Here is a 23,881-nt window from a genome sequence, read left to right as displayed (position 1 = left end):
ATTATTTCAGCGTCATGATTTGTTGCAGGATGCGCACGATGGTATCACTGGTATCAGCTTTTGGGGCCGACCCATTTTCGAAAACCTGCCGGCACCATTGTATGATATCATTATCCGGGTGCTGTTTAACCTGCGCATCCATCCATGTGGTGGCAGCGGCTTTTCCATCCAGCTTTTCCATAGCCCAGGCGGTTACCAGGCTATTGGCCGGTAAAAAGTTTTTGACGGTATTGTCGGTTTTTGGGGTAAATGCGATGATCTTTTGCAGGTACTTGCGCGCTTCCGCATCTTTGCCCTGTTTGGTATAACACAGGTAGGTCAGCCAGTCCTCTGCCCTTTCGTCAATGTTTTCGGGATAAGGTTTACCGGCGCCCAGGTTGAGCGGCCATAGTTTAGCATCGGCGGTTAAAGCAAGTGCAGCAGTATAATTGTTGCTCCTTAATTTTTCGATAGCCAGCATCAGCTTAGCTTCCCGGTACAAATCTCGACCAATAGTAGCGCCTTCAAAAGGCAATATATTGATACCTGAAAGCAACTTAGTACATTCTGCATAGCGTTTATCCAGCAGCAGCGTTTTGGCATACAGCATGCCGATAATATAATTTTCGGAGTGCTTGCGGTAAAAAGGTTCCACCGTAGCCAAAGCCTCCAGATACTGGTTATGAGCCACATAATATTCGCCCAGTAATTTGGAATAACGCCATTCGTTGGGCTGTAATTTCAGGGCTTTTTGCAGATCGGTCAGATCAGATGCTCCCATCAGCATGGCTGCACGGGCAGCATAAAACGGCGCAAAATCGGGCTGGTTACTGCATTGGGTAAACAGGGTTTTGCTTTCGTTGATACGGTTGCGATCTTTATACAGCAGGGCGAGGAAGTATTTGGGTTTCCAGCTATTACTTTGCTGCATGGCCCAGGTCAGCACCTCTTCATCATCAGCTCTGAAGGGGAATACAAAGGCAGGTGTGGTATTGTTGGCCTTATCCAATTGCTGTGCAAACGATTTGCCTGCTTGATGCTGTAAAAAGGCCAGCCAATAATTTACCAAAGCATTCGCTGGCGAAAGTTCAAGCACTTTGCGACACTCTTCTAAATACCCGTTCTGATAATAAACATTGGCCAGTTCCAGGTAGCTCTCAATCGGCTGTTCATTCCGGATAGCAGCAGTGAACTCAGTTTTGGTCGAAGCATCCCACAAATATTTTTCGAACCCGGCAAAATGATCAAGCGGATTAAATGCCAGGATCTGAGCCAATACTCGTTCCGCATTTTGCTGCTGATGCAGGTAGCGGTAAGCGATAACCTGAACCTGCAAAGCCGACAGATCATAACGGTTAAAGTCGAGCGCTTTGGCCGTATATTCCAGGGCTTTGTCGTAGTTTTTTTCCCGGAGATATATACCAGCCAGTCCGTTATAGGCTGCAGTCCGGTATTCCATGGATAAAGCTGCGATATCAAAACCATCTTTGGCATCGGCAATGTGGTTCAGTTTAGTATTGATGATGCCGTAATAATAGTTCGCCCCGCCATCATAGGTATCGATGCTTAAGGCATGTTTGGCCAGTTCCAGAGCTTCTGTATAGTCCAGGTTACGGTAATCCAGCTGGGCCATTTTTACCAGAGCCGGCACGTAGTTATGATCGAGTTTCAGCGCTGCCTGCAATTTTTCTTCGGCCTGCGGATAGGCTTTTTCGTCCATCAGTTCCTTGCCTTGTATATACAGGCCGTAGGCCGTATTCCAGTTAAAATCTTTGGGCGAATTAAGCGGGCGACTCAGATCACCTTCGTCAGGTTTTGAATTGTATATGATCTTATCGCGTCCCAGCGTAACCAGCACATCACCCTTGCCTGCATCCATTTGAACAGAGTCGGCAAAAGTTTGCAGCGGATCCAATTCCAGTTTTTTGCTGTAGATGATGGTTTCGCCTTGCTTCACAACCAGGCTATCGGCAATTTTTTGCACCGGGCTCAGCGCCAGTTTTAGCCAGCCATTTCCGGTCTTTACGTTTAATGCGCCGTAGTTATTGGCTTCCACAAAACCCTTGGTTTTGAGTACCGGGTACCAGTATTCCGTCCATACCGAAGCTTCGCCGGGTGCAAAGCCTTTGTGCTTAAACGGCGTAAATGTACTTTCGGGCGATGTTTGGTTAAACAACCTGCCCGACTGGATCTCGGAATACTGACCATCATTATCTGTCAGCAGTTTCTCCCAGATCATGCCCTGCTCCGACAATCCCCAGATCCAGATCTTTTTGCCGGCTTTGTCATCACGACCCGAATAGCGGGCCATACCCATTTCATCGTCATGCCAGTAAGCGCCAAAAAAATCGGTGTACTTGCCAAATACATGGTATGATTTGGAACCGCCAAAATCGTTGTTATTATAAAAGGAAACGTCCTTCCCGTTTTGCTTGTTGATGGGCCAGTCGCCATGCTCACCCTGGTGGCCCAGGAAACCGGTACCGGGGTACATGTATTGCAGGTTACCTTTGGTTTTTATCCCGATGTTCATCCAGTGGTAATAGGGCTCATCCAGCGTGTTGGCGTTATACCAGGTAGACCTGGTGGTGAAATACGCTTTATCCTTGAGCAGGTTGATCTCCATGGCCCAGGTGGTGCTGGTAAGCAGGTCAAGCACGCTGATGATGCAGCTTACGCTGCCATCATCATTATTGCGTACTATATAATCAACTGGAGTAACTGAATTGGGGGTATGGCCAATAATGCCATAATTGGGTTCGATACCGCCGCTTGTCCAGGGGCCGCGCATAGCAATGTCCCGGAACTTTACTACGTGGTTCTCATAAATGAACCCTTTGCCTGTCGACCGTTCCACAGCCGACCAGATCTTGCCGCCGATCTGCGGCAGCACGGTTAAGGTGATATACTTGTTTTGCAGTTCCACCACCTTCCACTCCTTCTGCACGGGTTTATCGGTAAAGCCATCGTACCTGAAGTAGGGGTAAATATTGGTGAACGCCGGTATCGGGTTAGGATCCGAGAACGGGTAGGTAGTGATCACTTTGTTATACTCCCTGAAACCCGCCTTTTCCTGGGCTTTAACCCAGCTGGCCGATAAACATATCCCTAAAGCAAGCAGTCCGATTTTTCGCATAGCTATAGACATTATTTAATGATCAGCAACCAGCCTTTGGCTTTTTCAACCGGAATCTTATCATTCAAACCAAATGTTTTGGCATGCTGAAATGTCCTGATCTCCGGTGCGGTGATCGTCGCTTTTGATGGGTCGATACCTAATTTTTTCCAGTCTATTTTCAGTTGGATCTCGGTATCCGTATCTTCCCAGCTGGCTATGGAAACCAGCACCGCGCCATCTTTTTTGTAAATGGTGGCCAGCACTTTATCATGGTCAGTTTTTACAGGATTATCATCAACCCAGTAGCCTATCATTTTGGTGCCTTTGATGCCAAAATCGTCCCACACTTTCCAAATGGGGCGTGGGTCGGCGCCATCGCTCCAGGGCATGCGGTTGGTCATACCATAAACCATACCACGCCATTTGTTGCCGCCGTCTTGCAGCATTTCGCCCATCAAACCAAATGGGATACCGCTCACTTCGGTCAGGAAAAAATCCGGACTGTTCTTTTCGTAATCAAAATACTCACCGAACCATAAGCGGTTCAGATATGGAAAATGCTCCATATACAGGTTGGCGCTGTTGTTAAAGCCATCGCTTTTGTTGTACTGGTTAGCCGAGTGCAGGTCGATAATGCCCGGGTGACCATCTTTGGTCAACACCCTTTTAACCCGTTTCATAGTTACGCGGTCAAAGGCCACATCGTCCAGGTAAATACCATCGATGCCTACGTTTTGGGTTAGCCAGTTCATGCCTTCCACATAGTAGTTGTGCCAGCGGTTCATACCACTGTTGATGATGGCGGCATCTTTAATTGCAGGTACAAACCAGGCGGCTATGTAATCGTCGCCCACGTGCTCCTGCAGCCAGCTAAAACCACCACCCTTACCCGACGAGTAGATCTCATGACCCAAACTACGTAAGGCAAAAGTTTCATAAGCATGGTTAGATAGCTCACGGATGGTATTGTAGATCTTCACTTTTAAACCAGCAGCATGTGCCGAATCATCATAAGCCTTCATAGATTTCCAGGCGATGAAAGGGTAATTGATATTAGGATTGATAGCCGTAGCATGGTGAATATTGATCACCGTAGCGCCGGCCTGTTTAATGGTATCGATAGGTTTATAGGAGTGATAAAAACGGGTAGCCCACTGAAAATCGGTATTGATGGTATGGAAAGGCGTAACGAGTAAGTTGAAGTTATAATACAACACATCGCCTTTACTTAGCTTGCGCTCGCCGCTGTAGTTGTTGGCTAATACGGCTTTACCATCGTCTTTTACATTGATACCGCCCTTGTCGCCATTACCCCATGATGATGGCAGGATGAGTGGCTTTTGCAGGTAAAAATTGGTATTCAGCGGACGAACATACTTTTCATCGCGCAACGAGTATTGCAAACCAGCGTTTACATTACCTATCCAGGCGCCATCCTGGTTTTTATGGGTAACGTCCCATTTCCACTCAAAATTCTCGGGGCGATAGCCGCCTTTCTGGCCCAGTCCCATCATGTATTTAGCCACATCTCTTTTAAAAGGGATATGCATAGTAATGTCTTTAAAGCTCACATCCTGCAGGGCTTTTACCTTTACGGTGTAAGCTATAAAACCGTCGAACTCTATTGAAGCGGTTACTTCCATTTGCAGACTGTCGTTCGCGCTGGTGGCTGTCCACTGCACGGTGCCCGGCTCCTGTTTGGTAAATTGCAGGCCCTGGCTTTTCAGCTTGATGTTTTTGCCCGCGGTGTTCAGGAAATGGAAATGGATGGCCTCTGTCAGCAGGTTATTAGGAGCATCGGCATATTCGGTCATTTCTGGCGTGAAGAAGGTCTGGATCTGTTTTGGGAAACCATCGCTGTTCACCTCCACTTTTCTGCCTAACAATTCTACGGTGTTATTTTTTATGACCAATGGCTTGTATGGCGCTATCACCGTGTTTTTTTGCGCCATGGTAGAGTTCAACCAGCCCAGGCGGGTCATTTTCCATGGCTCATCAACACCTCCATTTTTGGCAAGGGCGGCGTTAACTTTGATAGATAACTGGACCTCTTTAGAAGTTTTGCCATTGCTGATAGTAGCTTTACCAGTATAAACAGCGGCGGTAGCGCTTGCAGGCACATCTACACCGCACCATAAAGCCTGGATAGTGCCGGTTGCTACATTTACGGTTTTGGTCAGTGCAGAACCATCATAGGCCGTACCGCCCGTGTTGATACAGAACAAGGCCGAAGCCGGGATCTTTTTACCGGTTGTGCTTTTGAGATCACTGAAAGTAACTTTTACGTCGTCCAGGTTTTGCAGGGCATATACCCCTAACTGGAACGAGAAGTTTTCGCCTCGCAGGGTAGCGGAGGTATATTTACTTTGCGGACCAAACTCTATCCAGCGCTGTGGCAGGTCTTTCGTCATGCGGATAGAGTTCAGTCTATCCTCCGGGAATACTAAAAACGATTCATTTTTATGTTTGGCGATCAGCGCATCCGTCTCATTTTTGGTGGCGATCACTTCCATCGGATAAAAACTATTAAACGCATCTATCGACTGAAACTCTTTTACCGTAGCCGCAGGGATATTAGCGCCCAAACTGTTTAACCAGGCAGATGAAGCGGTGTTCTCCGGTTTCAGATAGATACCCCTCGGATAATTGGACCTGCCTTCGTTTTTATAAGGCATGTAATACACAAAGTAAGTGCCCTTGCCCGATGTAGGCTCAAAAACCACTTCGCCGCTTTCGCGGGTGATGGCGCCCAATTTTACATTGGTCACTTTTTGCTTTGTTTTGGCATCTTCTATGATCAACCGCTTGTTTTCCGGATCGTTATCCCTTCTTCTCCAGGGGATAATTACTTTGGCTGCTTTACCTGTACCGTTAAAAGTTAAAACCACCCGGTGGTTCCCCAATGAATCAGGTAGCCAGCAGTTTTTACAATTGGTATAAGGTATTTTTTGGGCTTGGGCCGCAAGGGCAGACAATAAGAGGATGAGCGCAAAGAGTTGTTTTTTCATGTTAATTGGTCAATATCAGTGGTATTCAAAATTTAGTAAGTGGGCTTTAATCCTTTACTCTCCCAGTAATCGGCAATTGGTTTGTATGGCCCGTATTTATGTTGTGTTTCGGAAAAAGGATCGTTAAAAGGCCCTTTATCATAATCAATAGCTTTTTCGTTGGCATGAGGGTATTGTACCTCGGTTACCCCTTTTGACGGTCGCGGATGTTTCTGATCATCATTGATAAAAGCGGCCAGGTCAAGCGCCTCGGCATCGGTCAAAAATGGTTTGTTGTGCGTTACTTTATCAAAAGGCATATTGGCTTTCAGCCATTGCGCCAATTTTACAACCCGGTGCATGCTTGATCCCTGGCGGTAGGCTTTTGGCCCCCACAACGGAGGGTAAGTGTAAGTTGCCTGGTCAAACTGCATTTGTCCTTCGCCGTTTGCCGCGTGGCAGCGTCCGCAGTGTTGTACATATAGTTTTTCACCATGATCTGAAGATGCTGCCCTATCGGGGAAACTGACCTCCATGTTCTTTAGTCCTTTGGTATGGCTGTTCACCCTGGCCGAATCGCTGAGCCATTTGAGGTATGACATGATCGAGATCATCTCCCGCCCGTCCAGCGGTAAAGGCCGGCCCAGGTTGGGGCGCATCACACAATTATTGATCCGCTCTGCCAGCGACAGAATCCTGCCTTCCCTGGCCCGGTACTGCGGATATTCCTTAAATGAATTGACCAGGTTAAATGCGAAGGGCCTTGTACCGGCATCGCGGTGGCAATTGGTACAGTTCATCTTGTTGCCGGTATAATGTCCATTTACACCATCGGGACCAATATAATAGGCAGTACGTAGCATCAATGCACGACCATATCGCACGGCCTCTCCAAATTTATCATGTGGTATCTTAAGCGTATCGATGGTCACCAGGTTATCATTAACGGCAGTAGCAGGGCTTTTTAAGGTCGCTGCCCGGTCTTCGTTGCAGGAACAGACTTGCGCCAGGTTCCACAGTACAAAGACTGCTGCAAGCCAAATGATGAAATATGGATACCTTTTGTTCATCAGTGTTTTAAATAAGGATTGAGCTCGCTGTTTTTTATAAAAATTGCCCGGTATGTAGGCACGGCAGTTTCCATCGTCCATAACAAAACACCTTTGCGGTCGCTGAGCACCAGGATATGCCTTTTGGAGCAGCAGCAAAGCACACTGGTATCATTGATCATATAGGCGCTGCCCATGCGGCCATTAAATACTTCTTTTGGCAGTTGAATATGCAGATCGATCTTAGATGTTTTTTGTTGTTCATCCAATTTCATGGCGAATACACCTGATTGGTGTTTTTCGACACCATTATCAAAAAACATCAGGTTACCCTCACTGTTGATATGCGCTGCATGGGCCTGAGTAAAATTACATTCGGCGGGCATGGCTATGTCGCCGCCCTTGCCAAACTTCCAGATCACCTTGCCGGTATGGGCATCAACCTTCCAGATCTGCCCGTTATTGTAAAAGGAGATCAGGTAGTTGCCATCCTTGTCATAATTCAGGCTGTTGGCGTGCATCCAATCCTTTTTGGTTTTAAGCAGTTTGGGATCTTTAAATGGATCCATCACATCAAACACACTCCATTTCCAGAGCTGCTTGCCGGTTTTATCCATCACCATAATACCATCGCCGTTCACCGTGTCCTTTTTACCGCCACCAACCATGCTCAGGTCCATGATCTTTTGATCGACAAACAGGGTTACTATCTGGTTGCTGGTATTCTTTAAAATTTCGTGGTGGATGGTTTGTTTAAAATCACCCTGACCTTTTTTGAGATGCAGCAGGGTATCGCCTTCCAGGTTTACTTCCAATATCTCGCTGCCATAGCTGGTAGGCTCGTCATTGCGACCGAGGATAGAAAGCAGAGTATGATCTTTAGTAAAATGGATCACCTTAAAGCCCAGGTTATCGATCATGTGGTACCATTTGATCTGCCCTTTGTAATCAACCAGGTAAGCTACGCCCGGCGCATATCGTTTATTGATAAGCATTAAGCCATTTTTAAAAGCTGCCGGGATATGATTTTCAGACGCGCTTTTTGCCGTGAATTGCTCCTGCAAAAACAAAGGCAACTCATGCGAACTAAAAGTGTATGTTTTACTTACCGTTTTAACCCCATTAGCTATGGTAACAATATGGTAGGCATAATTGGTTTTGGGGGTTATGTTGCATAGTACAAGCTTATGCTGAGCTGTATTTTTTGATAAGGGTGAAACCTGTTTCGTGGTGTCCGCGCCTTTATCAACCCAATATTCGGCATAGGCATCCACCGGCGAACCGGTGAGCACGTTGATCTCGATCTTTAGTTCATTATTATTATGCAGGCCTACCTTTATTTCTTTGATAGCAGTGCTGTTATTAGCACAGCCTGCAAAAACTGTTAAAAAAGCCAGTAAGGTTATCCCTTTAAAGAAATACTTCATCATACCATTTACAATGCTAAACAGGTTATGTACCATCTGTTTTAAATATAAAGAATATACAGCCTTTTCGGGCTGTATATTCTTTTTTCAGAACGGGATATCAATTACTGTTGCCTGCCCGCGTTATTTAAATTTGGATTAAGGGTAACCTGGTTTAAAGGATATGGGAAATACTGATCGCGCGGCATTTGAACGGTTTGGGTTTGGCCAGTGCGTTTCAGGTAGGCATTTACCACCTCGGCGTATTTACCAAAACGTATCAAATCGGCTCTGCGTTTTCCTTCATAATATAGCTCCCAACCCCGCTCTTGTAAAAGAGCATCGTTCAAACTTGTTTGTGTATAGTTACCCGCAACCAATAATTTAGCGTGCGAACGTGCCTTCACCTGGTTGATCAGAGAGATAGCCTCGGCTGTTGGGCCGCTTAATTGATTGATAGCCTCGGCCCTGCTTAATAATACATCGGCATAGCGTAAAATATCCACACTGTGACCGTCATAATAGGTGTTAGCACCGTGTGGATCGGCATACTTCATGGTGGCTACATCGGGCATATAAAAAACGCCTGCAGGAGGGGTAGCGCCTATGGTTGGCGCTTGCTGATGTATCAACTTGTCCACACCCAGGTATGATGCAAAAAACATTTTTTTACGGTCATCCTCGTCACCGTAGGTGCTGTAAAAATCCCAGGTTACGGCATAATATTGCCATCTATCAGTCAATACGGGGTGCTGTAACGGACCAAAGTGATTCAAAAGCTCGGTACCGTTTACGTTGGCATCACTCAATACAGAGAAGATGTTTTCAGAACACCATTTATTTGCTTCGGCGAATAAACCAGAGTAGCTTGGATATAGCTGATAAACATTCAGATCCATAACCTGCTTGGTTAAATCAACTACTTTTTGCCATTGTTTTTCGCGCAGGTAAAGTTTAGCGAGCAAAGTAAGTGCTGAACCTTTGGTTGCACGGCCAACATCGTTATTGGAATATATAGCATTGCTTTTATAGTCAACCGGTAATGTATTAATCGCATCGGTAAGATCGCTTATTAATAGTGCATCGATCTGCTCAACCGAAGTAACTGGTGGCTGAGCAGTATAATTGGGATTAGCCAAATCTTTTTCCGTGATCAATACAACCGGGCCCCAGGCATCAATTAGGTCCATATACGCCAGAGCGCGTAAAAATTTAATCTCTGCCAGAAACTGCTTTTTTTGCTCCGCTGTAAGAGCAGTCATTGGGCTGATGTTATATATCGCGTTATTGGCATTGGCTATCAGTTTGTATATCTGGCGCCAGTCTTCCGCTATCAGGCCGTTAGCCGAGTTCCATTGTACTAATGACAATTGCCCTGGATCACCCCCTAAAGAGCAATGGCCAACATCAGTGCTCAAATCGGTAAGGGCGAAGTGCCTTACTGTCCAATAATCAAAATTATCACCAACAGCAGGACCTTTTAAGCGTGCATAAACCGCGTTTACTGCTGCAATAGCATCAGATTTTGTACGGAACGCATTAACAGTAGTTAAACTGCTATATACTTTAGGATCGAGATTCTTATTACAGGAAAACTGTACAAAAACCATCATCACCATAAGAAGAATACTATATTTTTTCATCTCTTTTAATTTTATGTTGAACCTTAATAAAAGGTTTATGAGTAATTAGTGAATAGAAGCTCTTATACCAAAAGTTATAGTCCTGAATGCAGGGAATGAGCCAAAATCCAATCCACCGGCCAGGTTATTGATGGTACCTACGTTTTGTGTACTTGCAGAAACGGCGGCGGCGTGAACGTTAGCTTCCGGATCGGTACCCTTATAACTTGTAATGGTGAACAAATTCTGAGCCTCGGCATATATCCTTATACCCTGAAGTATTTTCATATTCTGGAATAATGATGATGGGAAACTATAACCTAATGAAACCGATTTTAGGCGGGCAAAAGAAGCATTCTCTACAAACCTTGAATTTACATAACCACCGTAGGTACTTAAAAAGTAACCTTCACGTGGTACTTGTGTATTTTCATTTTTACCGGCAACAAAGCGGTTTAAAGCATCAGCACCTGTTGTTGACTCTAATACCAACCTGTTCATATCAAACAGCGAATAACCAAATGATGCCTGGATAAAAATATTCAGATCAAATCCTTTATAATGAAAATCGTTACCTAAACCTGCGGTATAGTGCGGGTTTGAATTACCCAAATAGGTTTGATCATCGGGCGTAATTTTACCGTCGCCATTAACATCTTTATATTTAGGATCGCCCGGTTTTGAATTTGGCTGAGGAGCATAGTTTTCGCCGGTTTTTATTACACCTTCGTAAACATAGCCATAAAGCTCTCCTAACTCAACCCCTGGTACCAGCTTAGTAAATGGCCGACCAGAAACGGTACCGCTTGGATTAGCAGTGTTGGTAAGTATTTGTGCAACATTGTCGGCCAGCTTTAATGTTTTTTGCTTGTTATAGGCAATATTGAAGCTGGTATTCCATGAAAAATCTTTTGTTCTGATGTTATTTGAGCTTACAGATAATTCTATACCCTTATTTTCAACAGAGCCTGCATTTAGTAACTGGGTGCTGAAACCATAATACTGGCCAACAGGAACATTGAGGAGTAAATCGCTGGTTTTTTTCCGGTAAACATCGATAGTGGCATTGATCCTTCCATCTGCAAATCCCATATCTAAACCAACATCAAGCTGTGCGGTACTTTCCCACTTCAGGTTTGGATTTGGTAACAATGATGGTTCGATACCTACCTGCAAAGCGGAGCCATCAAGTGTAGTACTGTAATTACCAAATGTGGTCAAATACCTGTAGTTGGGGATACGGTCGTTACCGGTAATACCATAACTTACCCTAAGTTTTAAATTTGAAAACGTATTTAAATTCTTAATAAAGTCTTCTTCAGTAAGTTTATAAGCTATCGCTCCCGATGGGAAAATACCATGGCGAAAGTTAGGTCCAAACTTAGATGAAGCATCATCCCTTAAAGTAAACGTGGCTAAAATTTTATCTTTATACGCGTAATTAAGCCTTCCGTAGTAATCTGTAAGCGTTGCTTCTTCTTTATAGCTATTATAAGCGCTATAACCATTACTTGCGTATGCAGCAGACCCTGCACCTAAATTATAAAACAAGAAGGCATCAGTTGAAAAACCCCTTGCCCCAGCATTTAAAGACTGATAAACATCTTTTTGATTCGAATTACCTACTAATAGTGTAAAGGCATGATCTTTCAAATTATATTTATAAGTAAAATAGTTCTCAACCAACCACCTAAAGGTGCTATATGTTTGCTCACTTGCCAACCCTCCATTTTTAGCCCCCGCTACTAATGTTGTTGGCGTGTACTGACCGGCGATTGTCTGGTTATATTCACTACCAGCACCAAGATGATAGGTTAGATTTTTTAGGATCTGGTAATCTAAAGCGATGTTTCCGTTAATAAGTTTGTTACCGCTGGTATTGGTTGGTTCTAAAAGATTGGCCAGTGCATTGTTTTTCCCCTGGTAAACATAATAAGTGCCATCCGGATTATAAACCGGGATATTGGGTTGCGCTGTTAAAAGGCCAAATAACGGCGCCGTAATATCGCCTGAATAAGATTGTTGGTTCTGATTGGTACTTGCACCATAAAAGTTAGCGCTTAATTTGATGTTCTCATTAAGTGTTTTTTCGGCACCTATCCTTGCACTATATCTTTCCAGATCGGTATTTTTCAATACACCAACCTGCTTAATATAGTTACCTGATACATAAATTTTTGAATTTTTATCGCCACTGCTTATGCTTACAGTCCTGTTTTGAACGGTAGCATTACGGGTGGCAGCTTTTAACCAATTGGTATTAGCTACAGGAAACCCTGCAGGAAAAAGCGGAGGGTTTCCATCCTCAATAGCGGTGGCATTCTGAATATCTGTGTATTGTTGTCCCGTTAATAAAGCAGGTTTATATGTTAGGTATTGTGTACCGTTAGATATATCTGCATCAATAGATACTTTACCGGTTTTACCTTTTTTGGTAGTGATTAAAATTACGCCATTACCCCCACGTGAACCATAAATAGCAGTTGCCGAAGCATCTTTTAATATCTGAATATCATCAATATCATTCGGGTTTATCAAGTTTCCGTTGTCGGTAATAAATCCGTCAACAACATATAGTGGTGCATTACTTGTACTGATAGAGTTACCGCCACGTACAGTGATTGAAATAGCGCCTCCCGGGGCAAAGCTCGATTGTTGTACCTGCACACCGGCGGCTTTACCTTGTATAGCTTGCCCCAAATTTGAAGTTGTACCACCTAAAATCAGGTCATCACTTTTTACAGAACTTACAGAACCGGTGAGGTCGCTCTTCTTTACGGAACCGTAACCTACTACCACTACTTCGTTCAACTTATTTAAGTCCTCTTCCAGAACAACGGATACTTCATTTGATGAGCCTACCGTTACTTCCTGCGGCTTAAAACCTATATAGGTTACCGTTAAAACATTGGATTTACCTTTAAGGGTTAATTTGAATTTACCATTGACATCGGTTACAGTAGAGTTTTTGATTCCTTTTTCGGATACTGTAGCGCCAATCGCGGCTAAACCTTTGGTATCTTTTACGGTACCATTTATTACCGTTTGGGCACTGGCCCAGGTGGGTAACAATACAAACAGATAACAGCAGATCAGTTTCACAAAAGGACTGATGCCTGAGCGTCCTTTTGTGAAAATACCTTGCATGAAATCCGAGCTAAGTTGTGAGTAAATTTTAATCATACATTGTTGGTGTTAGTATTAATTAATCAAGAAATTTTTAGTCCGTTTTTTATGTTTTTTGGATATTGGAAATTAGAGATAAGGCCCTAACAAAGCAAAATTGAGGGCCCTCAAACACAACGCAAACGTTTGTTTTACAAAAACTTAAACAACGCAAACGTTTGATAACAAGCACAAAATGGCCTGTTCCGCAAATCAAAACGACTGTTAATGACGGACTTCGCGGTTTTTAGAATGAGAAATCGGATGATATTGATCAAAAGCTTCCTGTTTTGGGTAAAGCGGTAAAAATTTTTGATTTTTGATGTTGTAACAAACACATTTTTAAGGCGGTAGCTGAAACCAAGCTAACATGGCATGACCCTCTCATGTCATAGCGAGGACATAATGGAGGGCTGTCATCCTGAGCTTGTCGAAGGATCGTGCGTAGAGGCCCTGCCCACCATGCTTCGACAAGCTCAGGATGACAGCCCTCTTTGTTTGTTACCTTTTTAACAGCGGCGCTATATGCTGATACACCTTTTCCATGCTCTCTGCAGGGCTTTCGACGGCAGTATGGATGATCAATTCCGGATTGGCAGGAGCTTCAAATCCTGAGCTGATGCCTGTAAAGTGTGTTATTTGATTGGTTCGGGCCTTTTTATACAGGCCTTTTACATCGCGGGCCTGGCAAACATCCAGGGGGCATTCAATAAAGACCTCAGTATAAGATTCGCCGATGATACCGGCAGCCAAAGCTCTATGTTTTTGGAGTGGGGTGATAAAGGAACAGATGGTAATGATATTATTTTGCAGCATGAGCCGGGCAATTTCGGCAGCCCTGCGGATGTTTTCTTCCCGGTCGTCTTCGGTGAAAGTCAGGTCTTTATTAATACCCGAGCGCAGTTCATCACCATCCAAACAAACCGCGAAAAAACCATCATTTTCCAGCATCTGCTTTAATAACAAAGAAATGGTTGTTTTACCCGCCCCGGATAATCCGTACAGCCAAACAACCATTCCTTTCTGATCAGATATCCTGTTCATTTGATGCCCTTTTGCGAATCCAGTAGCGAATTACTTATTCAGGCAATTTAAAAATATTATTGCTACGATCAATATCCGGCAATTGCCTGTCGGGGTCGACGATAACCGAGGTTATTTTTGATGTGGTATTGCATTTCAATTTCCACTTAGCCCCTTTTTGCCATACTTCAACCGGAAGCTTGATTTGCTGCACCTTACCGTTTTGCTCGGTTACCTTTAAGGTTACAGGTAAGGCCATTTCCCCTAAATTCTCAATGGTGATGATGGCACCAGTAGCAGGGTCGTTTTTGTTATATTTTACGTCAGTAACCGCCTGATCAAGCTTCCAGGTGGTATAAAACCATTCTTTCCAGAACCAGTTTAGGTCTTCGCCCGCGGCATCATTCATGGTGCGGAAAAAATACTGCGGCAGTGGATGTTTGTAGGCCCAGCGTTTAATGTACATATTAAAGGCATAATCAAAACGATCTGCCCCTAAAACCACGTTGCGTAAGATATTCAGGGCCAGGGCCGTTTTGTAATAATATTGGCCGCCATCGTGCATTACTTCGGGCGCGGTCATCAGCGGGTCTTTCTCTCGCATCAAACTGCGGGTCATGCCTACAGCCATGCTGCTGGTATCGCCATATTCGCCGTGGTTAAACCAGTTCGAGGCGTAGCCGTTGATAAAAGTATTCATCCCTTCATCCATCCACATAAAGCGGCGCTCGTTGCTGCCCACGATCATCGGGAACCAGTTATGGCCCATTTCGTGTGTGATATCATGCCACAGATCATCCTTTTTAATCTGGTAACTACAGAACACGATACCTGGATACTCCATACCCAGCGCTACCCCGGCCACTACAAATGCCGAATGCCAGGGATACTCAAAATAGTTTTTGGAATAAAATTCGATGCTGTTTTTTAAATATTGTGCCGCACGACCATAACGATCATAGCCGCGACTTTCAACCGGGTAAACGGCATTGGCCATTCCCTTTTTACCACCCGACAGGTTAACCCGCGCCGCATCCCAGATGAAGGCTTTTGAAGCCGACCAGGATACATCCCGGGTGTTGTGCATTTTATAATGCCAGGTAAGCGTGCCTTCATGTTTTGGCCTGATGCCTGCTGTACCAACCTCAGTTTCAGTAATAATATGTACCGAACTGTCACTCTTAGCGGCGGCAGCCAGGCGCCTGTTTTGCTTCGCGGTTAATACCTGCTGTGAGTTTTGCAGATCGCCGGAACCAGCTATGATCATATCGGCAGGCGCGGTGATAAAGTAATCGTAATTGCCATATTCGCAGTAAAACTCGCCGGTGCCTATATAAGGCAAAGTATCCCAGCCATTCACATCATCATACACACACATGCGCGGGTACCATTGCGCCAGCTGATAGATCACACCTTGTTTAACACCCAGTCGGCCCATACGGTCGGCGCCATAATGGGGTACATAAAACGAATAGTTAACTTTTACATTGATCTGATCGCCGTGCGGTTTTACTACAAAAGGTAAGCGCAATTGCATGCGCGTATCAGTGATGGTAGGTTTGATCACATAGTTTTTGCCCATGTAGGTAACCGAAACCGCACCAATATCGTAACCGCCTTTGGTATAACCTTTGGCATCGAAACGGTCGCCGCTAACCGGGGTTGAGGCAGCACCTCTTGAATCGGGTTTAAACAGGTTCTGATCCAACTGCAGCCATAAGTAATTGAGCGTATCCTGGCTGTTATTAGTATAATTGATGCTTACATTGCCTTTGATCAGCGTATCCTTCTCTACCAGTTCGGCATTGATCACGTAGTCGGCTTTGTTTTGCCAGTATTTGGGGCCGGGTGCGCCGTTGGCGCTACGGAATTCGTTACCATTATAGGTAAAAAACGAATGGTCGAAAACCTGGAGTTCGTTATAGGCCGGTTTGGTTTGGGCAATGGCCAAAAGTGGCATCATGGTCACGCAAAAGAGCCACAAATTGATCTGTTTAAACTTCATATTATATTGGATGTATTTATTTGGTTTGCTTTAGCGAAAATGAAAGATAAGGCGCTAAAACAACCTTTACACGATATTATTCAACGCAAACGTTTGAGAGCCGAACCGTTTACTCCACCTTGCTTTTAATATCGGCCAGGATCTGTAATTGTAGTTCTCGGCGGTCAAGATCTGATTGCCGGGCATTGCTCAGTATCGCTTTTTTCAGCGCCTTGTTCTCGGCATCATAAACTTCGATAGCATCAGGTGTTAGGAGTTCGACATTGCTTAAAGCGGTCAATAAAGGATAATTCAGCCGGGTTAAAACCTGGTGACTCAGCAGTTCAAATACTTCAATTTCCTGTGATGTCAATTCCTTATGAAACTTGCCTTTATTGTTAGTCATGATAGGTTTTTCGAGGTTCTGCCACATCTCACCAGCAGCGGCGGTAGCCTTTGACTCGTTGGAATTATAAAAACTGAGCATATTATCGCTATAATCGATCTCCAGAAATGCGCAGAGCTTTCGGATCAGCATTTCGGGCTGGGTAATAAGCGTTTCGTAATTCAGAGCGAAGAAACGATCCTCACCAATACGTTCAGACAGATCGATACAGGCCTGCTGGTCGTGCGTCCATTGCTGGGCCAGATGATAGATATGCTTTTCGCCAACGATAGCTTTTTTAAACGATACAGCTACATCGCGGCCATCGCGGTACAGGTAAATGTATTTCAGGCCTGGGTTATGTTTTTCCAGCTCAGCCGCATAATGCACATTGGCCATACTTTTGCAGCACCAATACCGGGCATGTTTGGCTACAGCGGCCTGCTCATAAATAAGCCGGTTGATCTCGAAAAGGCTGTGTACAGTAGAGTTCTCGAAGATCCGATCCCGGTTCAAACTGATGCCTTCCCAAGGCACGGGATTGGCTTCTACATAATCAACTACATCGTTAATGAGTATCTTATAAGCGCTCTCATCCAGCGGACCGTAGAACTTTAATAAGGGTACAAAAGTAACCAGTATATGCGGCGGATGCGGGGATGCAATAGCTTCCGACTGATCCAGTATCACCCTTAATAAATTGGAGCCCGACCGCTGCGTGCCGATCATCTGAATGCCTTGTGGTTGGTAAAGTTTACTCATATGCCATAAAATTTTGCGATTACCCCAAGTGTTATGGAGCCTATAATTAAATAAACCGGGTTTATTTTATACTTAAAACTCAGCAGCAAGGACACTAATCCCACGGCTACAAAAAGCACCGATAAATGCTGCTGAAAGAAGATTTTAAATGCCGACGAAATAATCAGGCCGATAACCACCACCTTGATACCCGACACCATATCTTTAACCAGGCTGTGGTCTTTATTTTTTTTAAATAGTTTACTTACCACGATCATCAATACGGCAGAAGGCCCAAACATAGCCACCGTAGCCAATATCGCCCCGGCAATACCAGCCAGTTTATAACCGATAAAAGTGGCGCTCACCAGGATAGGCCCCGGCGTAGCCTGGCTAAAGGCTATCGTATCCACAAATTGCTGAGTGGTGACCCAGTGCAGGTCTTTTACAAATAATGATTGCATAATGGGGACCATCACATACCCACCACCAAACAAAGAAAGGCTTATCCCCGAAAAAACAATCCCCATTTTTAGTAAGATACTGTTGATGTTTTTGTAGATATTACTGATAAATACCCCTTCGTTAATCAACAGCAAACCAATCAATACAGAAGTCGGACTGAACTTAAACCTGCTTTTAAAAACAGTAAGTACAGCTATATTCTTATACTTATTGCCGCTCAGGAAAAGCCCGGCCACAGCCCCTGTTAAAATAAGTGTGATGGTAACCAAATAGCTATTGAACCAGGAAATAACCGCGATGGTAAACAGGCATAATAGCGCTTTCGGGTAGTTTTTAGCGATCTCCTTTTTAAACAATTGCATTCCTGCCGAAAGGATAATGGCGCTTACCGCAGCAGCCACGTATTGCATTATCTGCGCCCATTCAATTTTGTACGAATAGTTAAAGTATAGCCATGATAATAACAGTATCAAGGTACAAGCAGGCAGCAAAACGGCCAGCATGCTGATCACAGCCCCGGCTTTACCCTTTAAGTGATAACCTATATAGGCCACAATATTTACTGCAAGCGGACCAGGTAACAAACTAGCCACGGTAACGCTATCCAGGATGGTATCATTATCCAGAACCTCGTCCTGGTCGACCATTACTTTTTGAACCAGCGCAACCAGGGCCATATAGCCGCCAAAGCTTACGCAACCTATTTTCAAGAAGGTAAAAAACAGGTATTTTAAGCTAGCTTGAACCTTTTGCTCTTGTGTTATATTGATAGCTGCCCCATCCATTAATATGCCGCCGATTTAAATTATACTGATGAAGTTAATGATTAACTCACGCTGCGTTAATAATTAAGTCAACACAAACGTTTGTTATAATCCTAATTACTTTAAGATCAGTTAATTTTCAATAGCGATATTTCGCGGCTCCAGAGCAATACTTAAACCCCTATTTTACCTTACACAAAAAGCCTGAATTGAGCAGTGAAACCTTGTTATACAGAAAAGGCTCACCATTGGGCATGGTCATTTTTGCACCGCTAAACGTGGCGATGGCCTGCCCTGCGGCCGTATCCCACTCCATGGTTGGGCCATGGCGATAATAGATATGGGCCTGGCCTTCGGCTATCAGGCAAAATTTAAGTGAACTACCTGCCGAAATAGTCTCTTTTATAGAGTATTGACTTAATACCGCGGTTTCTTCGGGCGAGGCATGGGAGCGGCTGCCTGCGGCTGTCCAGTTGGTACTGTTTATATCCGCATGCAGATGGGTGGTGGTTCCATCCTGGGTCTCTTTCCAGCTCCCGATGTTTTGGCCACCGTAGTATAGTTCGCCGGTAACGGGTATATAGATAATGCCCAAAACCGGCGTATTTTGATGGATAAGCGCGATGTTCACGGTAAACTCGCCATTATGCTTGATGAACTCCTTGGTACCATCCAGCGGGTCGACGCACCAGAAATATGGCCAGTTTTTGCGGGTTTCGTAGGGGATATCTTTGCCTTCCTCAGAAATGATTGGGATATGCGGTGTTAAGGCGGTCAGGGCCTTCATGATCACCTCGTGCGATAACTTATCGGCAGCAGTAAGGGGTGATTGGTCGTCCTTCAGGCTGAGCCCAATATTTTCGGGCGACAGGTTATAAATGCTGAGTATGGCGGCCCCGGCTTCTTTGGCTATTTGGTTAATTTTAGTCAAATCGATTGGTTCCAGATCCTGGTAAGTAAAAATCATTTTGAGGGATATGCTATTTTAATGATCGGATAAATATGTAATAAATTGTGCTTCCAAAAACTTTTTAAACCTTTTATTTTAACAATTTCCGGGGCAAAAACGGGCAAAAAACGCTTGAAAATTGATCCAAAACCATCGATTTTAACACTTTTTAACAAATTTTAACACAGTTTTAACGTGTTTTTTAAACTTTAAAAAGTATTAATTAATTGATTGTCAAATAACTAAGTATAAAACCATCTATTTTTGTGCCCTTTTCCCCTTAACAAAACAGCCCGGTTTCTCTGATAAAAGAGAACCGGGCCGGTGCTTATTCAAATATACAAAAAATTGGAGGGATAAGCAAATGGGGTCGCCCTGTCTGCGCTTTGTCTTTTTTCCGCGCGTCATTGCGAGGTACGAAGCAATCTCTACATAAGCAGGTCAACTATTCATGTTTGCTCTGTACAGTATAGAGATTATTAATGTTGTGTTCGTTTTATTTTGTATTAATGAACTCCCTCCGGTCGGTTGTCTTCGTACCTCGCAATGACGTAATTTATTAATATTGCCCACCCTCTTTCCGCCGCAGGCGAAAAGAGGATGGGCGAGCGAAGTGATGACCGGGAGAGTAGGCTCAGGACTCTGAACTCAAAACTTCCGCCTCCGCATCGATCTTTTTCACATACAGCTCATCCACCAATATGATCACAATAGCCAGTAGCGGAACCGCCAGTATAATACCCAGTACACCTGACAGCGTCCCCATCAATACCTGCGACAATATGGTGAGCGCCGGCGGCAGGTTGATCATTTTTTTCTGGATCAGCGGGGTTACAATATTGCTAACAATGGTTTGCGAAACAATATAAATCAACGCTACGATGATGGCCGTATTGGTACCAATAGTGAGTGCCAGCAGTACACCGGGGATCATGGCGGCCAGGGAGCCAAAGTTGGGGATCAGTTTCAGCAAACCCGTCAGCAGCGCCAGTACCAGCGCTACCGGGATACTCATAATACTTAAGCCTACGCCTATCAAAATAAACACCAGCACCATTGAGAGCATCATTCCCTTCAACCAGCCTTTGAGTGCCATGCTGATGCGGTCAAAAACACACCGGGCCAGCTCTTTCCGGTCCTCAGGGATCAGTTTAATGATGCCATCTTTATATAAATTGGGATTGGCCGTAAAAAATATGGCCAGGAACATGATGATATAGATATTGCCCAAAACGCCAAAACTGGTATTGAAGAATTGTTTGGCGGTAGCAAACAGCTTGTCGGAATTATCATCCGAAAGGTACGTTAACACCTTATTGCCCAGCGGCGATTCGGACAATTTTGCTTTAACCGTGTTCACCGTTTTAGGCAGCGAATCGCTCAATACGGTTATCTGATGGGAGATCTTGCTCCCCATAAACCAAAATAAAACGGTGAGGATTATAAAGGTGCCCCCTACAGAAATGATCATACAGGCCCGCCTGCTCCATTTGGTTTTGCGTTGTATCATATCGCCCAGGCCATGAAAATAAACCGATACCAGCACACCGGCTAGCACCATCAGCAGTACATTGAAAGCTACCCGTGCTATCAGGATCACCACTACCAGCAGGGCCACAATAGCTACCGTGTGCCATACTTTCTGAATATAGGTAAGTTCTTTTTCGACGGTTTCTTTTGCAGGTTGTTTGTGATTTTGGGTCATATGATTTCCTAAAGGTTAATTCACATTTACATTACAATAATTAAACATAAAAGTTTTGTTGGCGGGTATCATACGCTTTTAGCGCAAGTCTTGTGTGGTTGCCAGCGAGTTGCTGACTTGTGCCTATTGAAGAGTCACAAGTCAGCCTTCATACACAACCCATCACGCAAGACTTGCGCCAATAAATGATATAGGTGAAGCCGGCCGGCTGAAATCTCTTTAAGATTGTTTGGCTGAAGCCCCCTTTTTTAACTATCTATCCGTCCCATAAATGGGACGGCAATGAATGCTGGTCTTATCTTATATGCAACTGAATGCTGATCTACATATAGCTGCATTTATTATTCATTGCCGTTTGGCTTCAGCCAACGGTTAAATAAAAATACCTAAATAGGCTTTAGCCAAACTTTTTTACAACTCAACACTGAAGAGTGATTCTCCTACTTACCGCTATGTTTTTAGTTATATTTGCCTGCCTTCATTTGAACATCTGCAATGAATTACACTGAACCACAACTCAGAACCATTAATGTGATACGCTACGTTACCCCCCTGCGCGAGGGCGGCTCGCTGCCGGCCATTGCCGAGGGTGACGACGAGTTTTTATATGTACTTAAATTTCGCGGCGCGGGCCAGGGCGTAAAAGCCCTCATAGCCGAGCTTATAGGCGGCGAAATTGCCCGCCTGCTGGGTTTACGCGTGCCTGAGCTGGTATTCGCCAACCTCGACCCGGCCTTTGGTCGCTCCGAAGCGGATGAGGAGATCCAGGACCTGCTTAAATTTAGCGTGGGCCTTAACCTGGCGCTGCATTACCTGCAGGGCGCTATTACGTTCGACCCGGTAGTGACCACGCTTGATGCCAAAACAGCTTCGCAAATTGTGTGGCTGGATTGCCTGTTGACCAATGTTGACCGTACCCCTCGTAATACCAATATGCTGATGTGGCATAAGGAGCTTTGGCTGATAGATCATGGTGCCTCGCTGTATTTTCATCACTCCTGGTATAACTGGGACGAGCAGGCCATCCGTCCATTTATGCCCGTGAAAGATCATGTGCTGTTGCCCCAGGCTTCGATGCTGGATGAGGTTGATGCCGAATTTTGTTCGATCCTGACGGATGAGCGCATCCTGGCCATTGTTAACCTGATCCCTGACGAATGGCTTACCGACGATTCGGAAAATGGCACACCAGCCGAACGCCGAGATGTTTACTACCGTTTTTTAACCACACGCGTAGCCGCGTCTGAAAATTTTGTAAAAGAAGCACAATATGCAAGAGCCATACTTATTTGAGTACGCCGTAGTACGCGTTGTGCCGAGGGTAGAGCGCGAGGAATTTATTAATGTGGGGGTGATCATTTACTGCCCGAAACAACAATTCCTGAAAGTTAGGTTTGTGTGGAACGAAGCCCGCATAAGCGCACTGGCCCCGGGCCTGGACCTGGATTGCCTGAAAGATAATATCAATTCCTTTGAAAGGATATGCCATGGCGATAAACAGGCAGGCCCTATAGCCAAATTGGACCTGGCTTCCCGTTTTCGCTGGCTTACGGCTACCCGCAGCACGGTGGTACAATCGTCAAAGGTACACCCGGGCTTGCTGTTGGATGCCGAAGCCACATTGAATAAGTTATTTGAGCAGTTGGTAGCGTAATGGGTTTACTGGCCATCTAAACATTCTATTACCAAACGTCATTGCGAGGAACGAAGCAATCTCTACAAAAGCAGGTCAATTATTCATGCTTGCTCTGTATAGCTTAGAGATTGCTTCGTTCATCGCAATGACGCACTTATTGATACTTAATTTACACCCATATCATGAGCGATTCAGAAAAACAACATTGGGAAAATGTATACGGCAGCAAAGCCGAAGATGATGTAAGCTGGTTTCAAACCTATCCTAAAACTTCGATGGATTTTGTGGGATCGCTGCCGGTAGATCTGTCGGCCAACATCATTGATATCGGTGGTGGCGACAGTCGGCTGGTGGATGCCTTGCTGGATAAAGGTTATCAGAATATATGGGTGCTGGATATTTCCGAGGCATCTATCGAAAAGGCCCAAAAAAGATTAGGTACAAATGCGGCCAAAGTGCATTGGATAGTATCAGACGTCACCGAATTCATCCCGCCCGTAAAGTACCACGTATGGCATGACCGGGCTGCTTTTCATTTTTTAACCACCGAAGATAAAATAGCCAGCTACGTATCCATTGCGGAGGATGCCATTCATCCGGGCGGTTACCTGGTACTGGGCACATTTTCAGAAAATGGCCCCACCAAATGTAGCGGCCTGGAGATCAAACAATATTCTGAAGCTTCGATGGCCACCCGGTTTGCAGATTCTTTTGAAAAACTGCGATGTATTACTGAAGATCATCAAACCCCATTTAATACCACACAGAATTTTACTTTTTGTAGTTTCAGAAGAAGAGACGGAGTTGAATGAGTCCCGAGGCGAGGAAAAAGGGTGTCATGCTGAGCCCGTCGAAGCATGGTGAGTAGGCCTCTGCGCACACCCTTCGACAAGCTCAGAGTGA

At 44.7% G+C, this 23,881-nt stretch carries 15 protein-coding genes; 3 read left to right on the top strand and 12 right to left on the bottom strand.

Features of this window, described 5'->3' with window-relative positions; genetic code table 11:
- Position 1: 1 nt before the first annotated feature.
- From BLR84_RS03325 to BLR84_RS03270, 12 genes are all read right to left on the bottom strand, one after another.
- Positions 2-3,115 carry a DUF5107 domain-containing protein gene (locus BLR84_RS03325; protein ID WP_176851936.1) on the bottom strand — a complete coding sequence of 1,038 codons (3,114 nt, stop codon included), beginning with the start codon at positions 3,113-3,115 and terminating at the stop codon, positions 2-4.
- 11 nt (positions 3,116-3,126) lie between these two features.
- Positions 3,127-6,105, bottom strand: coding sequence for a glycoside hydrolase domain-containing protein (locus tag BLR84_RS03320; RefSeq protein ID WP_090464268.1), 2,979 nt, complete (start codon positions 6,103-6,105; stop codon positions 3,127-3,129).
- Between the two features lie 32 nt (positions 6,106-6,137).
- Positions 6,138-7,154: a c-type cytochrome gene (locus BLR84_RS03315; protein ID WP_090464265.1), complete on the bottom strand. Its 1,017-nt coding sequence runs from the start codon at positions 7,152-7,154 to the stop codon at positions 6,138-6,140.
- A complete protein-coding gene (locus tag BLR84_RS03310) occupies positions 7,154-8,596 on the bottom strand; it encodes an aryl-sulfate sulfotransferase (RefSeq protein WP_218128199.1) in 1,443 nt (480 codons plus the stop codon). Before BLR84_RS03310 ends, BLR84_RS03315 begins: the two co-directional genes overlap by 1 nt.
- Before the next feature lie 68 nt (positions 8,597-8,664).
- On the bottom strand, positions 8,665-10,182 hold the full coding sequence (locus BLR84_RS03305; protein WP_090464262.1) for a RagB/SusD family nutrient uptake outer membrane protein: 1,518 nt from the start codon (positions 10,180-10,182) through the stop codon (positions 8,665-8,667).
- A 45-nt stretch (positions 10,183-10,227) separates the two neighbouring features.
- Positions 10,228-13,308: a SusC/RagA family TonB-linked outer membrane protein gene (locus BLR84_RS03300; protein ID WP_176851935.1), complete on the bottom strand. Its 3,081-nt coding sequence runs from the start codon at positions 13,306-13,308 to the stop codon at positions 10,228-10,230.
- A 519-nt stretch (positions 13,309-13,827) separates the two neighbouring features.
- Positions 13,828-14,370: an adenylyl-sulfate kinase gene (cysC, locus tag BLR84_RS03295; protein WP_090464256.1), complete on the bottom strand. Its 543-nt coding sequence runs from the start codon at positions 14,368-14,370 to the stop codon at positions 13,828-13,830.
- A 34-nt stretch (positions 14,371-14,404) separates the two neighbouring features.
- Positions 14,405-16,354: a M1 family metallopeptidase gene (locus BLR84_RS03290; protein WP_176851934.1), complete on the bottom strand. Its 1,950-nt coding sequence runs from the start codon at positions 16,352-16,354 to the stop codon at positions 14,405-14,407.
- Positions 16,355-16,463: 109 nt separating this feature from the next.
- Positions 16,464-17,480 (bottom strand): sulfotransferase family protein, encoded by a 1,017-nt coding sequence (locus BLR84_RS03285; RefSeq protein ID WP_090464253.1) that lies wholly within the window; start codon positions 17,478-17,480, stop codon positions 16,464-16,466.
- Positions 17,477-18,709 (bottom strand): chromate efflux transporter, encoded by a 1,233-nt coding sequence (chrA, locus tag BLR84_RS03280; protein WP_090464250.1) that lies wholly within the window; start codon positions 18,707-18,709, stop codon positions 17,477-17,479. Before chrA ends, BLR84_RS03285 begins: the two co-directional genes overlap by 4 nt.
- 160 nt (positions 18,710-18,869) lie before the next feature.
- On the bottom strand, positions 18,870-19,655 hold the full coding sequence (gene cysQ, locus BLR84_RS03275; RefSeq protein WP_176851932.1) for a 3'(2'),5'-bisphosphate nucleotidase CysQ: 786 nt from the start codon (positions 19,653-19,655) through the stop codon (positions 18,870-18,872).
- A gap of 616 nt (positions 19,656-20,271) precedes the next feature.
- The gene (locus tag BLR84_RS03270; protein WP_090464247.1) at positions 20,272-21,342 is read right to left on the bottom strand and encodes an AI-2E family transporter; all 1,071 of its coding nucleotides are present in this window, start codon (positions 21,340-21,342) and stop codon (positions 20,272-20,274) included.
- Positions 21,343-21,837: 495 nt separating this feature from the next.
- Between BLR84_RS03270 and BLR84_RS03265 the strand changes: the two genes are divergently transcribed.
- The 3 genes from BLR84_RS03265 (at position 21,838) to BLR84_RS03255 (ending at position 23,790) form a co-directional block, all read left to right on the top strand.
- Positions 21,838-22,635, top strand: a complete 798-nt coding sequence (locus tag BLR84_RS03265) for a HipA family kinase (RefSeq protein ID WP_090464244.1) — start codon at positions 21,838-21,840, stop codon at positions 22,633-22,635.
- The gene (locus BLR84_RS03260) at positions 22,613-22,996 is read left to right on the top strand and encodes a DUF3037 domain-containing protein (RefSeq protein ID WP_090464241.1); all 384 of its coding nucleotides are present in this window, start codon (positions 22,613-22,615) and stop codon (positions 22,994-22,996) included. The genes BLR84_RS03265 and BLR84_RS03260 overlap by 23 nt, the downstream gene beginning before the upstream one ends.
- Before the next feature lie 164 nt (positions 22,997-23,160).
- Positions 23,161-23,790, top strand: a complete 630-nt coding sequence (locus BLR84_RS03255) for a class I SAM-dependent methyltransferase (RefSeq protein WP_090464238.1) — start codon at positions 23,161-23,163, stop codon at positions 23,788-23,790.
- Positions 23,791-23,881 lie beyond the last annotated feature (91 nt).

This window comes from Mucilaginibacter sp. OK268, from assembly GCF_900103125.1.
Taxonomy (GTDB): Bacteria; Bacteroidota; Bacteroidia; order Sphingobacteriales; family Sphingobacteriaceae; genus Mucilaginibacter.
The sequence above is the reverse complement of the archived record's forward strand: the minus strand, read 5'-3'. Positions and strand labels throughout refer to the sequence as shown.